This window comes from Streptococcus oralis subsp. oralis, from assembly GCF_000960035.1.
Taxonomy (GTDB): domain Bacteria; phylum Bacillota; class Bacilli; order Lactobacillales; family Streptococcaceae; genus Streptococcus; species Streptococcus oralis_G.
Genome location: NZ_JYGR01000002.1, coordinates 200,487 through 216,735, shown reverse-complemented (window position 1 = coordinate 216,735; position 16,249 = coordinate 200,487). Strand labels below are relative to the sequence as shown.

Below are 16,249 nucleotides of genomic sequence, written 5' to 3'. Positions count from 1 at the left end.
TTTTTTGTTATAGTCAAGGAGAGAGCGGTCTGGAACACTAGTTTATTCACAGTCTGTGGATAAGCCTTGGAGGAAATGACATACAACTCAGGGGGTTGAAGCATCCTGATAATAGTTCCGTACATTAGTAACTTGCTATAGAGCTAGCAGAAACCCTAGTACAGAGCTGTTTGACAAAGGTGTGTTTAGCGTGAAGGCTTCCAAGTCTAAGAGCTGGATTTTGGAGAAACTAGTTTTTAGGAATGTTTTCTTATCCACAATTTGTGGATAACTTTGTGAACAAGAGAAAGAGATACGAGATGATGACGAACATAAAACCACATGGACCATTACCTAGCCAAGCCCAGCTGGCTTATTTAGAGGATGAACTAGCTGCCTTTATCCATTTTGGTCCCAATACCTTTTATGACCAAGAATGGGGAAGTGGGCAAGAGGACCCCAAGCGTTTTAACCCGACCAAGTTGGATGCGCGTGAATGGATTCGGGTACTCAAAGAAACGGGTTTTAAAAAGCTGATTTTGGTGGTCAAGCACCACGATGGTTTTGTGCTCTACCCGACAGCCCATACAGATTATTCGGTCAAGGCTAGCCCTTGGAGGGATGGAAAGGGGGACTTGCTCCTTGAGGTTTCCAAAGCTGCGACTGAGTTTGACATGGATATGGGAGTGTATTTGTCTCCTTGGGATGCTCACAGTCCCCTCTATCACGTGAACCGAGAAGCGGACTACAATGCCTACTATCTGACTCAATTGAAGGAAATCTTGTCAAATCCTGCCTATGGAAATGCTGGTAAGTTCGCTGAGGTGTGGATGGATGGTGCTCGAGGAGAAGGGGCCCAGAAGGTCAACTATGAGTTTGAGACTTGGTTTGAAACCATTCGTGACTTGCAAGGCGATTGTTTGATTTTCTCAACTGAAGGAACCAGTATTCGCTGGATTGGGAATGAAAGAGGCTATGCAGGGGATCCCTTGTGGCAAAAAGTCAAGCCAGACCAGTTAGGGACAGAGGCGGAATTAGATTATCTACAGCACGGAGACCCCTTTGGGACGCTATTTTCAATCGGTGAGGCAGATGTTTCTCTTCGGCCGGGCTGGTTTTACCATGAGGATCAGGACCCCAAGTCTCTCGAGGAATTGGTCGAAATCTACTTTCACTCGGTGGGTCGGGGTACACCTCTCTTACTCAATATTCCGCCAAACCAAGATGGACTCTTTGACGAAAAGGATATCCGGCGACTGTATGAATTTGCTGCCTACCGTGATGAGCTCTATAGGGAAGATTTGGCTTTGGGAGCCAAGGTATCTGGCCCTGCTCTATCACCAGACTTTGCTTGTCATCATCTGACAGATGGACTGGAGGCTAGTTCTTGGGCAAGTGATGCAGAGTTGCCAATCCAATTAGAGCTCGATTTAGGGGCTCCTAAAACTTTTGATGTGATCGAGCTGAGAGAAGATTTGAAGCTGGGGCAACGCATCGCCGCTTTCCGTGTTCAGGTAGAGTTGGATGGTGTCTGGCAGGAGTTTGGTTCTGGCTATACTGTTGGCTACAAACGTCTCTTACGAGGATCAGTCGTTGAGGCGCAAAAGATACGCGTGACCATTACAGAGGCACAGGCATTTCCTTTGTTGACCAAAATTTCACTCTATAAAATACCTACCTTGCCGAAAAAAGAAGTCGTTCAGCAACTAGAGTTCTCAGAAAAAAGTCTGGCTGTGATCAAGGGAGAAAATGTCCATTTTACAGTGAAGCGCATAGAATCTAGCAGTCCTTTAGAAGCTAAGATTTCGATTCAACCAGGGACGGGTGTGCATGGTGTCGCTTATCGGGACGAGATTCAAGTCCTTGCGTTTCAAGTTGGCGAGACTGAAAAAAAGCTAACGCTACCAACCTTGTATTTTGCAGGAGATAAAACCTTGGACTTTTATCTGAATCTGACGGTAGATGGGCAGCTGGTTGACCAGCTTCAGGTCCAAGTTTCATAAAAGAAGAACCTTTGCGCGATGCAAAGGTTCTTTTGGTTAGGAGTGATTTGGTAGCCAGCTGAGGGTGAAGGTCAGTTGCTCAGCTTTCAAGAGGTCTTGGTGTTGAATGCTAGATACTATGGTCTTGTCCAATCGGCATTCTTTGACAAAGTTAAAATGGCTGTAGTTTTGTTCAGCGTGGATATCTAACCATTTATTTTCCTTAGCTAGGTAGATACGGAGGTGGTCAAAGAGAGGGGCTCCGAGATCATAGCTGGGCTTGCCTGGACAGGTCGGGTAGAATCCAAGAGCTGACCAGATATACCAAGCAGAGAGACTGCCATTGTCCTCATCGCCAGGATAGGCTTGCCAGCTTGGGTGAAAGGTCCTCTGACGTAGGGTCTTGATGAGAAGAGCAGTGTAGTCTGGGTAGTTGCTGTAGCGAAAGAGATATGGAATGTGGAAGCTAGGCTGGTTAGAGATGGCGACTTGTCCAAAGGGGGCTGTTGCCATCTCGCTCATTTCATGAATCTCGTAACCATAGCCGGTGGTTTCAAAGAGAGGAGCGTCCTGACAGGCTTTCAAAAGATAATTGCTGAAGGCTTCTTTTCCACCCATAAGCTGGATTAAGTCTGGGATGTCATGGAGGACGCCTAAAGTCGCTTGAATGGCAGAGCATTCGGCGTAGTCGCGTCCCCAACTATAGGGAGAGAAGTCAGGGCGGAAGTTTCCTTGATAATCACGCGCTCGCATGTAACCTGTATCAGCGTCAAATAGATGGCGGTAATTTTGAGACGCAGTTCTATAAGTTTCCGCGATGTCATTCTGATCAAGCTTTTCGGCACAGCTGGCGATACAAAAATCACTATAGGCATAGTCTAGGGTATGGCTGACGCTTTCGTGGTGGTCGGTAGAGAGGTAGCCCAGTTCTTGGTATTGGGCTAGTCCGTGGCGGCCATTGATGCCGAGAGGGTCGGACTTAGTGGCTATTTCAAGCATGGCTTGAAGGAGTTCTTTTTCTAGGTCGGGGGCCATGTCCTTGCAGGCGCTGTCTGCGATAATGCCATCTAAAAGGGTACCAGGCATCATACCCCGTTCGTCTGGAGCTAGCCATTTTGGAAGGAATCCAGTATCGCGGTAGCTATTGAGAAAGCCTTCTAAAAAGAGACGATAGTGTTCCGGTATGATAAGGGCAAAGAGGGGAAATGTAGTCCGGAAGGTATCCCAGAAGCCATTATTGCTAAAGAGGACACCGGGCTTGACAGTACCAGTAGTCAGGTCCATATGGATGGCTTGCCCTGACTCGTTCACTTCATAAAAAGTCTGCGGGAAGAGGAAGAGTCTGTAGAGGCAGTGATCAAAGAAGGTTCGGTCAGCCTCTCCTGTCTCTAGTATGTCAAAACGATGGAGGAGATTTTCCCAGTCCGCTTTCGCACTTGCTTTACAGCTATCAAAGTCCTTTTGAGGTAGATTAAGCAGAGCTTGAGAAGGCGAGATGAAAGAAGTTGCTAGCTGGATGTCAGCATGACTATCTGTCAGGTCAATTCGCCAGTCTCCACCTTCTTGGCTGACAGCAAGAATATCCGTATTCATTTGCAGGGCAGTGAATAGTTTTAGCGTATTTTTGTTTGTCTCTGTTTTTCCTTCTTGTCGTAGGGAAAGAGTCCGCTTATCTACTTGCTTGACTGTCAAGTCATCTGCTGCGTGAAGATAGAGGGAGAGGGCTTTGCCTTGCTTTTGCTCCAAACGAATAGAAGCGCCATAGCAAGTCGGTGTAAGCTGGGTTTCAATCTGAAAGCGCAGGGAGAAAATCTTCAGATAATGAGGTTGGAAGGAAGCTTTATCCCTATCATAGGAGGATTGACGGTGAAAGAGACTATCTCCCCCAAGCTGGCCGGTGACAGGTGTCAGAAGCAGCCAAGAGTAGTCGCCAATCCAAGGACTGGGCTGGTGGGTTAATCGAATCCCTTGAAAGATGGGCAGATGTGGTTCGAAAAACCAAGCTCCCTCCTGATCGCTGGTCTGAGGCACAAAATAATTCATCCCAAAAGGAACGCCCGTGTAAGGCAGGGTATTTCCCCGAGAAAAGGCATGCTTGCTAGCAGTCCCAAAGCGGGTATCGATGGTTTCAAGTAGTGGTTTCATAGTCTTTCCTTTAGCTGTTTTTCTACATTATATCAGAAAAATGAGACCTTTAGATATGGGGTTCGAAAGTAAGCAATTTTGTAGAAAAATGACTATCATTTGTGTATGTATTTTCTGTCTCAAAAACTATATACTGAACATGAAACTTGTTTGAAAGAGGTAAAATTAAAAATGGTTTATTCAAAAGAGATTGTCAGAGAGTGGCTGGATGAAGTAGCAGAGCGTGCCAAGGACCATCCGGAGTGGGTGGATGTCTTTGAGCGTTGCTATACAGATACCTTGGACAATACGGTTGAGATCCTAGAAGATGGTTCAACCTTTGTACTCACAGGGGATATTCCTGCCATGTGGCTTCGGGATTCGACAGCCCAACTTAGACCCTACCTGCATGTGGCAAAAAAAGATCCTCTCTTGCGTCAGACCATTGCAGGTTTGGTCAAGCGTCAAATGACCCTAGTACTCAAAGATCCGTATGCCAACTCCTTTAACATTGAGGAAAACTGGAAGGGCCACCACGAGACTGACCATACCGACCTTAATGGTTGGATTTGGGAACGCAAGTATGAGGTGGACTCGCTTTGCTATCCTTTGCAGTTGGCTTATCTCCTTTGGAAAGAGACTGGCGAGACCAGTCAGTTTGATGAGACTTTTGTCGCAGCGACCAAGGAAATTCTTCATCTATGGACAGTGGAGCAAGACCACAAGAATTCTCCTTATCGTTTTGTCCGTGATACAGACCGTAAGGAAGATACTCTGGTAAATGATGGCTTTGGACCTGACTTTGCCGTGACAGGAATGACCTGGTCAGCCTTCCGACCGAGTGATGACTGCTGCCAGTATAGCTACTTGATTCCGTCCAATATGTTTGCTGTAGTAGTCTTGGGTTATGTCCAAGAAATCTTTACAGAACTAGACCTAGCTGATAGTGAGAGTATTATTGCTGATGCTAAGCGTCTCCAGGCTGAAATCCAAGAAGGCATCGAAAATTACGCTTACACAACCAACAGCAAGGGTGAAAAGATTTACGCCTTTGAAGTGGATGGCCTAGGAAATGCTAGCATCATGGATGATCCAAATGTACCAAGTTTGTTGGCGGCGCCTTATCTGGGCTATTGCGATATTGAAGACGAAGTGTATCAAGCCACACGCAGCACCATTCTAAGCCCTGAAAATCCATATTTCTACCAAGGAGAATACGCTAGCGGTCTCGGAAGTTCTCATACCTTCTATCGCTATATCTGGCCAATAGCCCTTTCTATCGAAGGCCTGACAACAAGAGATAAGGCAGAGAAAAAATTCTTGCTGGATCAGCTGGTTGCCTGTGATGGGGGTACAGGTGTCATGCATGAAAGCTTCCACGTGGATGACCCAACTCTCTACTCACGTGAATGGTTCTCTTGGGCCAACATGATGTTCTGTGAATTAGTCTTGGATTACCTGGATATTCGTTAATACTCTTCGAAAATCTCTTCAAACTACGTCAACTTCGCCTTGCCGTAGGTATGGTTACTGACTTCATCAGTTCTATCCACAACCTCAAAGCAGTGCTTTGAGCAGACTGCGGCTAGCTTCCTAGTTTGCTCTTTGATTTTCATTGAGTATAAGGAGCGCGCTTTAGTTTCACCGATTCTTATTAGAATCACAAATTTACATTTAAAACATTAAAAAATTTAAGTTAGAATGAGGTTTTACTTCATGGAAAATGTTGTTGTACATATTATCTCACATAGTCACTGGGATCGTGAGTGGTACTTGCCTTTTGAAAGCCACCGGATGCAGTTGGTGGAATTGTTTGACAATCTTTTTGATCTCTTTGAAAATGACCCTGAGTTCAAGAGTTTCCACTTGGATGGACAAACTATTGTTCTTGATGACTACTTGGAAATTCGCCCTGAAAATCGTGACAAAGTCCAACGTTACATTGACGAAGGCAAACTTAAAATTGGTCCCTTTTACATCTTGCAGGATGATTACTTGATTTCAAGTGAAGCCAACGTCCGCAACACCTTGATTGGTCAAGCTGAATGTGCAAAATGGGGCAAATCAACCCAGATTGGTTACTTCCCAGATACCTTTGGAAATATGGGACAAGCTCCCCAAATCCTTCAAAAATCAGGTATTCACGTGGCAGCCTTTGGGCGTGGTGTCAAGCCGATTGGATTTGACAACCAAGTTCTCGAAGATGAGCAGTTCACATCCCAGTTTTCAGAAATGTACTGGCAGGGTGCAGACGGAAGTCGTGTCCTCGGTATCCTCTTTGCCAACTGGTACAGTAACGGGAATGAAATCCCAGTTGATAAGGACGAAGCCTTGGCCTTTTGGAAACAAAAATTGTCAGACGTGCGTGACTATGCTTCGACCAACCAATGGTTGATGATGAACGGCTGTGACCACCAGCCTGTACAGCGAAATCTGAGTGAAGCCATTCGTGTGGCCAATGAACTCTTCCCAGATGTGACCTTTGTGCATAGTTCCTTTGATGACTATGTTCATGCAGTAGAAAGTGCTCTACCAGAGCAGTTATCAACGGTTACAGGTGAGTTGACAAGTCAGGAAACAGATGGTTGGTACACGCTTGCCAACACTTCCTCATCACGCATTTACCTCAAACAATCCTTCCAAGAAAATAGCAATCTCCTAGAACAAGTAGTGGAGCCATTGACCGTCATCACTGGCGGCCACAACCATAAGGACCAGTTGACCTATGCTTGGAAAGTCCTTCTGCAAAATGCGCCACATGACAGTATCTGTGGCTGTAGCGTGGACGAGGTTCACCGTGAGATGGAAACACGTTTTGCCAAGGTTAACCAAGTTGGAAACTTTGTTAAGACCAATCTTCTCAATGAGTGGAAGGGCAAAATCGCAACCCACGAAGCCCAAAGCGACCATCTCTTTACCGTCATCAACACAGGCTTGCACGACAAGGTTGATACGGTCAGCACCGTGATTGATGTGGCGACTTGTGATTTCAAGGAATTACACCCAACAGAAGGTTATAAGAAGATGGCATCCTTGACCTTGCCAAGCTACCGTGTCGAAGACTTGGAGGGGCATGCTGTAGAAGCGAAAATCGAAGATCTGGGAGCTAACTTTGAGTATGATTTGCCAAAAGATAAGTTCCGTCAGGCTCGCATCGCTCGACAAGTGCGCGTGACAGTACCTGTTCACCTAGCACCACTTTCTTGGACAACCTTCCAATTGCTTGAAGGAGAACAAGAACATCGTGACGGTATTTACCAAAATGGAGTGATTGATACGCCATTTGTAACGGTCAGTGTGGATGAAACTATCACAGTCTACGACAAGACAACTCATGAAGCTTATGAAGATGTTATTCGCTTTGAAGACCGTGGTGACATCGGAAATGAGTACATCTACTTCCAACCAAAAGGAACAGAGCCTATCTACGCAGAACTCAAAGACTATGAGGTCTTGGAAAATACAGCTCGTTTTGCCAAGATCTTGCTCAAGCATGAATTGACAATTCCAGTAAGTGCAGACGAAAAACTGGATGCGGAACAAAGAGGTATCATCGAGTTTATGACGCGTGAAGCTGGGCGCTCAGATGAATGGACAAGCATTCTTCTTGAAACAGAGATGACCGTCTTTGTTGACAATCCACAAATCCGCTTCAAGACTCGCTTTACCAACACCGCTAAGGACCACCGGATCCGTCTCTTGGTTAAGACTCATAATACGCGTCCAAGCAATGATTCGGAAAGCATTTATGAGGTAGTGACACGACCAAATAAACCAGCGGCTTCATGGGAAAATCCTGAAAATCCTCAACACCAACAAGCCTTTGTCAGTCTGTATGACGATGAAAAAGGGGTGACGGTGGCCAATAAAGGATTGCACGAGTATGAAATCCTTGGAGATGATACCATTGCCGTGACCGTTCTTCGTGCCTCAGGTGAGTTAGGTGACTGGGGTTACTTCCCAACACCAGAGGCTCAGTGCTTGCGTGAGTTTGAAGTCGAGTTTGCGCTTGAATGCCACCAAGCAGGGGAACGCTTCTCAGCCTTCCGTCGTGCCAAAGCCTTCCAAACACCATTCACTAGTCTTCAAGTTGCTAAACAAGAAGGAAGTGTTGCTGCGACTGGTAGCCTCTTGAGTCATGCGGCACTCAGCTTACCACAAGTTTGCCCAACAGCCTTTAAAGTGGCTGAAAATGAAGAAGGATATGTCCTCCGTTACTACAATATGAGTCAAGAAAATGTTCGCATATCAGAACACCAACAAACCATTTTGGACTTGCTTGAGCGACCATATCCAGTTCATTCAGGACTCTTAGCACCACAAGAAATTCGTACAGAATTGATTAAAAAAGAAGACATTTAACAGTTTTAAAGTGTTCTATAACTAATACTATGAGATAGAAAGGAGGGGCGAAAGAGTAAGGATAAACTACTGATTCGCCCCTTTTTTGGTGAAAATATGATGATTGCAACCATTGATATCGGAGGAACTGGGATTAAGTTTGCCAGTCTGACTCCTGATGGAAAAATACTAGATAAGACAAGTACACCGACACCAGAAACCCTAGAAGATTTACTGGCATGGCTAGACAAATGCTTGGCAGAGAAAGATTATAAGGGCATTGCCATGAGCGTTCCAGGCGCGGTCAATCAAGAGACAGGTGTGATTGATGGCTTCAGTGCCGTGCCTTACATCCATGGTTTTTCTTGGTATGAGACGTTTGCTCATCATCAGCTACCTGTCCATCTAGAAAATGATGCCAACTGTGTTGGACTTAGTGAACTGCTGGCTCATCCAGAGATTGAAAATGCAGCCTGTGTCGTGATTGGGACAGGAATTGGCGGAGCTATGATTATCAATGGCAAACTTCACCGTGGTCGCCACGGCTTAGGTGGTGAGTTTGGCTATATGACAACCATTGAACCAGCTGAAAAACTTAACAACTGGTCACTATTAGCCTCTACAGGAAACATGGTTCGCTACGTAATTGAAAAATCTGGTCAGACTGACTGGGATGGTCGCAAGATTTACCAAGAAGCTGCAGTCGGGAATGCCCTTTGCCAAGAAGCCATTGAGCGCATGAACCGTAATCTGGCGCAAGGCTTGCTCAATATCCAGTATCTGATCGATCCAGATGTCATTAGTCTGGGAGGCTCTATCAGCCAAAATCCAGACTTCATCCAAGGGGTCAAAAAAGCTGTCGAAGCATTTGTCGAGACCTACGAAGAATACACGGTCGCACCAGTTATCCAGGCCTGCACCTATCATGCAGAAGCCAATCTCTACGGTGCCCTTGTCAACTGGCTGCAGGAGGAAAACCAATGGTAAGATTTACAGGACTTAGTCCCAAACAAGAGCAAGCATTAGAGTTGCTTAAAAAGCATATTTCGCTAGCAGATGTAGAGGTAGCAGTCGCTCAGTTTAATCAAGCCACTATCTCTATCAAGGGTGAAAGTGGACACTATCAACTAACCTATCGCAAACCTCACCAACTATACCGCGCCTTGTCCTTATTGGCAACAGCTCTAGTAGAAGGTGATAAGGTAGAGATTGAAGAAGAAGCTGCTTACGAAGAGTTGGCCTACATGGCAGACTGTTCACGAAATGCAGTGCTCAATGTCGCTTCTGCCAAACAGATGATTGAGGTCTTGGCTCTCATGGGTTATTCAACCTTTGAGCTTTACATGGAAGATACTTATCAGATTGAGGGACAACCTTACTTTGGTTATTTCCGTGGTGCCTACTCGGCTGAGGAGCTGCAGGAAATAGAAGCCTACGCCCAGCAGTTTGACATGACCTTTGTGCCTTGCATCCAGACCTTGGCTCATTTGTCGGCCTTCGTTAAATGGGGTGTCAAAGAAGTGCAGGAACTTCGTGATGTAGAGGACATTCTCCTTATTGGTGAAGAAAAGGTTTATGATTTGATTGATGGCATGTTTGCCACTCTGTCTAAACTGCAGACACGCAAGGTCAATATCGGGATGGACGAAGCCCACTTGGTTGGTTTGGGACGCTACCTGATCTTGAACGGTGTTGTGGACCGTAGTCTCCTCATGTGTCAACACTTGGAGCGCGTGCTGGATATTGCCGATAAGTATGGTTTCCACTGCCAAATGTGGAGCGATATGTTCTTTAAACTCATGTCAGCGGATGGCCAGTACGATCGTGACGTGGAGATTCCAGAGGAAACTCGTGTCTACCTAGACCGTCTCAAAGACCGTGTGACCTTGGTTTACTGGGATTATTATCAAGACAGCGAAGAAAAGTACAATCGCAATTTCCGCAACCATCACAAGATTAGCCAAGATATTGCCTTTGCAGGTGGTGCTTGGAAGTGGATTGGTTTCACACCCAACAACCATTTCAGCCGTCTCATCGCTATCGAGGCCAATAAAGCCTGTCGTGCCAATCAGATAAAAGAAGTTATCGTGACGGGTTGGGGGGATAACGGTGGCGAGACAGCCCAGTTTTCTATCCTACCCAGCTTGCAAATCTGGGCAGAACTCAGCTACCGCAATGACCTAGACCGTTTGTCTGCACACTTCAAGACCAATACAGGTCTATCAGTTGAGGATTTCATGCAGATTGACCTAGCCAACCTCTTGCCAGATCTACCAGGCAATCTCAGTGGTATCAATCCCAACCGCTATGTCTTTTATCAGGATGTTCTTTGCCCGATTCTTGATAGACACATGACACCTGAACAGGACAAACCGCACTTCGCTCAGGCCGCTGAAACGCTTGCTGAAATCAAAGAAAAAGCTGGAAACTATGCTTATCTCTTTGAAACTCAGGCCCAGTTGAATGCTATTTTAAGTTCTAAAGTCGATGTGGGACGACGCATTCGTCAGGCCTACCAAACAAACGATAAAGAAAGTCTGCAAGCAATCGCCAGAGAAGAATTACCAAAACTCAGAAGCGAGATTGAACACTTCCATGCTCTCTTTAGCCACCAATGGCTGAAAGAAAACAAGATCTTTGGTTTAGATACGGTCGATATCCGTATGGGCGGACTCTTGCAACGTATCAAACGAGCAGAAAGCCGTATAGAGGCTTATCTGGCAGGGCAGATTGACCGCATCGACGAGCTAGAAGTTGAAATCCTACCATTTACTGACTTCTACGCAGACAAGGACTTCGCAGCCACAACAGCCAACCAGTGGCATACCATTGCAACAGCTTCAACGATTTATACGACTTAAAGGCATCTTTTCCGAGTCAGAGTGTTTCTCGTGAAACCTATTTCTTATAAAAAACTTCTCCACAAAAAATAATTTGTGGAGTTTTTTCTATAATTAGTAGTTTAACCTAGCCTTCAAATAGGAGTATACTAATAATGTAATCGTTATCAAACCTAAAAATTCGATGAAATCAGTTTTTAGGAATAAAAAGGGAGGAAATTATGAAAAAGTTTTCAAAGACCTTGAGAGATAACTGGATCTTTCTCTTGATGGTTTTACCAGGGGCACTCTGGTTGATTCTATTCTTTTACATTCCAGTATTTGGGAATGTGGTTGCCTTTAAAGACTACCATATGACCAGTAATGGTTTCATAGATAGTATTGTGAATAGTAAATGGGTCGGGTTAGATAATTTCAGATTCTTGTTTAGTTCAAAAGATGCCTTTATCATCACTCGAAATACCGTTCTCTACAATCTCGGCTTTATCTTTATCGGTTTGATTGTATCAGTAGGGATTGCCATTATCCTCAGCGAGCTTCGCTCTAAGAGAATGGTTAAGATTTTCCAAACGTCTATGTTGTTCCCTTACTTCTTGTCATGGGTTATCATCAGTTTCTTTACAGATGCCTTCCTAAACATTGACAAAGGGGTCTTCAACCATTTCCTAACATCCATTGGCATGAAGGAAGTCAACTTCTACGCTGACTTAGGCATTTGGCCATACCTTCTCCTTTTCCTAGGTATTTGGAAAGGCTTTGGATATAGCAGTGTCATGTACTATGCGACGATCATGGGAATTGACCCAACCTACTACGAAGCAGCAACAGTGGACGGGGCGAGCAAGTGGCAACGTATTCGCAACGTAACCATTCCTCAGTTGACTCCACTTGTAACAGTTTTGACCATCCTTGCAGTCGGAAATATCTTCCGTGCAGACTTTGGTCTCTTCTATCAAATTCCACATAATGCTGGTCAGCTTTACAATGTAACCAACGTTTTGGACGTGTATGTCTTTAATGGTTTGACTCAGACAGCAGATATCGGTATGGCTTCAGCAGCCGGTCTTTACCAATCCGTAGTCGGTTTGATTCTGGTTATCCTATCAAACTTGCTTGCAAGACGAGTCGATCCAAACTCAGCTTTGTTCTAGAAAGGAGGAGAATATGGCAGAAAAGAAAATTAAAAAAGAAAAAATCGATAATGTCGGCATTCACTCCTTCAGTAAGAAAGCAGATATCTTCTTTAGTATCATCTCTGGTTTGATCGCTCTTTCTTGTATCTTGCCCTTTATCTTCGTTATCATCATTTCGGTGACAGATGAAAAGAGCATCCTCCAGTATGGATATAGCTTTTTCCCTTCGAAGTTCGGTGTAGATGGATTCCAGTTCCTAGCTCAGTTTAAAGATAAGATCCTCCAAGCGCTCTTTATCTCAGTTTTTGTAACAGTAGTCGGAACAGTGACCAACGTCTTCATTACAACTACTTATGCCTACGCCATCTCACGGACAACCTTTAAGTACCGCAGATTCTTCACAATCTTCGCTCTTCTTAGTATGTTGTTCAACGCTGGTTTGGTACCAGGCTATATTGTGGTCACTCGCCTGCTTCAACTTGGTGATACCGTTTGGGCCTTGATTGTTCCAATGCTTCTCTCACCATTCAACATCATTTTGATGCGTTCCTTCTTCAAGAAGACCATTCCAGAAGCCATTCTCGAATCTGCTCGTATCGATGGTGCCAGTGAAGCTCGGATCTTCTTCCAGATCTGTTTGCCCTTGTCACTTCCAGGTATCGCAACCATCACGCTTTTGACAGCTCTTGGTTTCTGGAACGACTGGTTCAACGCCCTTCTTTACATCAAGAGTGACAACTTGTATCCATTGCAATATTTGCTCATGCAAATCCAGCAAAATATGGACTACATTGCAAAAGCAGTCGGCCTATCTGGCCAACTGGGAGTCGCTCTTCCAAAAGAAACAGGTCGTATGGCCATGGTTGTTGTTGCAACCCTTCCAATCGCGATTCTGTATCCATTCTTCCAACGCTACTTTGTTAAAGGGTTGACGATCGGTGGTGTGAAAGAATAGCACTTGCTGAGAAACACCGTTTCTCCCTTCCCAACTTCATCTTAGTGACTGAAGTTACAAATTATTAAATCGTTTATAAGTTTAAAAATAAAAAAAGGAGTTTTTATCATGAAAAACTGGAAAAAATATGCTTTTGCATCTGCTAGCGTAGTCGCTTTGGCTGCTGGTCTTGCTGCTTGTGGAAACCTTACAGGTAACAACAAAAAAGCTGCAGATACTACTTCAGGTGAAAAACCTGTAATCAAAATGTACCAAATCGGTGACAAACCAGACAACTTGGATGAATTGCTAGAAAATGCAAACAAAATCATCGAAGAAAAAGTCGGTGCTAAATTGGATATCCAATACCTTGGATGGGGTGACTATGATAAGAAAATGTCTGTTATCACATCATCTGGTGAAAACTATGATATCGCATTTGCATCTAACTATGTCGTAAATGCTCAAAAAGGTGCTTATGCTGACTTGACTGAATTGTATAAAAAAGAAGGAGCAGAGCTTTACAAAGCACTTGACCCAGCTTACATCAAAGGGAACACTGTAAACGGTAAGATCTATGCAGTACCAGTTGCAGCTAACGTTGCATCATCTCAAAACTTTGCCTTCAACGGAACTCTTCTTGCTAAATACGGTATCGATATTTCAGGTGTCACTTCATACGAAACACTTGAACCAGTCTTGAAACAAATTAAAGAAAAAGCTCCAGATGTAGTACCATTTGCGGTTACGAAGAACTTTATCCCATCTGATAACTTTGACTACCCAGTACCAAACGGACTTCCATTTGTTATCGACCTTGAAGGAGACACTACTAAGATCGTAAACCGTTACGAAGTGCCTCGTTTCAAAGAACATTTGAAGACTCTTCACAAATTCTATGAAGCTGGATACATTCCAAAAGACGTAGCAACAAGCGACACTTCATTTGACCTTCAACAAGATACTTGGTTCGTTCGTGAAGAAACAGTAGGACCAGCTGACTATGGTAACAGCTTGCTTTCACGTGTTGCTAACAAAGACATCCAAATCAAACCAATTACTAACTTTATCAAGAAAAACCAAACAACACAAGTTGCTAACTTTGTCATTTCAAACAACTCTAAGAACAAAGAAAAATCAATGGAAGTGTTGAATCTCTTGAACACAAACCCAGAACTCTTGAACGGTCTTGTTTACGGTCCAGAAGGTAAGAACTGGGAAAAAGTTGAAGGTAAAGAAAACCGTGTCCGCGTCCTTGATGGATATAAAGGAAACACTCACATGTCAGGTTGGAACACTGGTAACAACTGGATCCTTTACATCAACGAAAACGTTACAGACCAACAAATTGCAGATTCTAAGAAACAATTGGCAGAAGCTAAAGAATCTCCAGCACTTGGATTTATCTTTAACACTGACAGTGTGAAATCTGAAATCTCAGCAATTTCTAACACAATGCAACAATTCGATACAGCTATCAACACTGGTACTGTAGACCCAGATAAAGCAATCCCAGAATTGATGGAAAAATTGAAATCTGAAGGTGCCTACGAAAAAGTATTGAACGAAATGCAAAAACAATACGACGAATTCTTGAAAAACAAAAAATCATAAGAACGATTGATTTCGTGTATTCATTCCTAATTCCTAAAAATGTGATCACTGCCTTCCTTAGTTCTCTAGGGGAGGTAGTGATTTTTAGGATGTAAAAATGAAAACAGTGGTTCTGAGGGTTTATGCGATGTGATACACATACATCTATAGGGGATTTATTATGAAAAAATATCGTCTTCTTTTCAAAATGAGTGCTGTCTTCTCTTACCTATTTTTCGTATTTGGCCTTTCCCAGCTGACGCTTATTGTCCAAAACTATTGGCAATTTTCTTCCCAGATTGGCAATTTCTTCTGGATTCAAAATATCTTGAGTTTGCTATTTATCGGAGTCATGATTTGGATTCTGGTTAAGACAGACCATGGTTATCTCTTTCGCATTCCAAGAAAAAAAAGGCTTTGGTATTTGATTTTGACAGTATTAGTGGTAGTGCTCCAGATCTTTTTTAACGTTCAGACAGCTAAACATGTTCAGTCAACTGCGGAAGGTTGGGCTGTATTGATTGGTTATAGTGGGACTAACTTTGCAGAGCTAGGTATTTATATAGCCCTGTTCTTTCTGGTTCCGCTGATGGAAGAGTTAATCTATAGAGGATTACTGCAACATGCTTTCTTTAAACATTCGCGATTTGGCCTTGATTTGTTTCTTCCTTCCATTTTGTTTGCTCTTCCTCATTTTTCAAGTCTGCCTAGTCTGTTAGATATTTTCGTTTTTACAACATCTGGAATCATCTTTGCTGGTTTGACCCGTTATACCAAGAGCATTTATCCTTCCTATGCGGTGCATGTAATCAATAATATTGTAGCGACCTTGCCATTTTTGCTGACTTTTTTACATAGGGTGTTTGGGTAAAATATTGGCTGGAGAGTTAGGAATTATAGTTTTTCAATTTATAAGCGAATTTCAGGAGGAAAATGAGAATGACACCATTAAAATGGTTCGCTGGAGGTAGAGAAAGGCGTTGTGAAGCCATGACCATCATTGATTATCTATTGGAAGATATAAAGTCTGCGCCTCAACTTGCTCCCTTGAAAAATCAGTTAGTGATTTATAAAAAACGATTAGAGGATGATGGGACCTCTACTCCATTTATTCTGAGCCAAATGAACGTTGACATCTCACGTGTGTTGATTGACAATAAGCTGGGTTTGTCAGAAAGTCAAGCTAAGCAAATCAAAAAATTGAGAGAATTATCTGCGATTCGCTATGGTTACTGATGAAGTGCAGTGGCAGGTCTCTCTATATAATTTCCGGTCAAATAAATTGCATTCGTTTTCCCAAGTGGGTATACTAGTATAGTTGAA

General features: G+C 43.7%; 11 protein-coding genes. 10 read left to right on the top strand and 1 reads right to left on the bottom strand.

Annotated elements, in window-relative coordinates; all coding sequences use genetic code 11:
• Positions 1 to 302: 302 nt before the first annotated feature.
• On the top strand, positions 303 to 1,982 hold the full coding sequence (locus TZ92_RS01295; protein WP_033630570.1) for an alpha-L-fucosidase: 1,680 nt from the start codon (positions 303 to 305) through the stop codon (positions 1,980 to 1,982).
• Between the two features lie 36 nt (positions 1,983 to 2,018).
• Here TZ92_RS01295 and TZ92_RS01290 read toward each other — a convergent pair whose 3' ends face one another.
• Positions 2,019 to 4,106 carry a GH92 family glycosyl hydrolase gene (locus TZ92_RS01290; RefSeq protein ID WP_033630487.1) on the bottom strand — a complete coding sequence of 696 codons (2,088 nt, stop codon included), beginning with the start codon at positions 4,104 to 4,106 and terminating at the stop codon, positions 2,019 to 2,021.
• Positions 4,107 to 4,277: 171 nt separating this feature from the next.
• On the opposite strand from TZ92_RS01290, the gene TZ92_RS01285 reads away from it, so the two are divergent.
• From TZ92_RS01285 to TZ92_RS01240, 9 genes are all read left to right on the top strand, one after another.
• The gene (locus tag TZ92_RS01285; RefSeq protein WP_033630486.1) at positions 4,278 to 5,558 is read left to right on the top strand and encodes a glycoside hydrolase family 125 protein; all 1,281 of its coding nucleotides are present in this window, start codon (positions 4,278 to 4,280) and stop codon (positions 5,556 to 5,558) included.
• Between the two features lie 243 nt (positions 5,559 to 5,801).
• Entirely contained in the window at positions 5,802 to 8,447 is a 2,646-nt protein-coding gene (locus TZ92_RS01275) for an alpha-mannosidase (RefSeq protein ID WP_033630484.1), read from the top strand.
• Positions 8,448 to 8,543: 96 nt separating this feature from the next.
• On the top strand, positions 8,544 to 9,413 hold the full coding sequence (locus tag TZ92_RS01270; protein WP_033630483.1) for an ROK family protein: 870 nt from the start codon (positions 8,544 to 8,546) through the stop codon (positions 9,411 to 9,413).
• Positions 9,407 to 11,287, top strand: a complete 1,881-nt coding sequence (locus tag TZ92_RS01265) for an N-acetyl-beta-D-glucosaminidase (protein WP_033630482.1) — start codon at positions 9,407 to 9,409, stop codon at positions 11,285 to 11,287. Before TZ92_RS01270 ends, TZ92_RS01265 begins: the two co-directional genes overlap by 7 nt.
• A gap of 200 nt (positions 11,288 to 11,487) precedes the next feature.
• Positions 11,488 to 12,417: an ABC transporter permease gene (locus tag TZ92_RS01260; RefSeq protein WP_000714584.1), complete on the top strand. Its 930-nt coding sequence runs from the start codon at positions 11,488 to 11,490 to the stop codon at positions 12,415 to 12,417.
• A 13-nt stretch (positions 12,418 to 12,430) separates the two neighbouring features.
• Positions 12,431 to 13,354 (top strand): carbohydrate ABC transporter permease, encoded by a 924-nt coding sequence (locus tag TZ92_RS01255; RefSeq protein WP_000818344.1) that lies wholly within the window; start codon positions 12,431 to 12,433, stop codon positions 13,352 to 13,354.
• 108 nt (positions 13,355 to 13,462) lie between these two features.
• Complete coding sequence (locus tag TZ92_RS01250) at positions 13,463 to 14,947, top strand: ABC transporter substrate-binding protein (protein WP_000800398.1); 1,485 nt, start codon at positions 13,463 to 13,465, stop codon at positions 14,945 to 14,947.
• Positions 14,948 to 15,107: 160 nt separating this feature from the next.
• On the top strand, positions 15,108 to 15,797 hold the full coding sequence (locus TZ92_RS01245) for a CPBP family intramembrane glutamic endopeptidase (protein ID WP_033630481.1): 690 nt from the start codon (positions 15,108 to 15,110) through the stop codon (positions 15,795 to 15,797).
• A 68-nt stretch (positions 15,798 to 15,865) separates the two neighbouring features.
• Positions 15,866 to 16,162: a bacteriocin immunity protein gene (locus tag TZ92_RS01240; RefSeq protein WP_033630480.1), complete on the top strand. Its 297-nt coding sequence runs from the start codon at positions 15,866 to 15,868 to the stop codon at positions 16,160 to 16,162.
• Positions 16,163 to 16,249 lie beyond the last annotated feature (87 nt).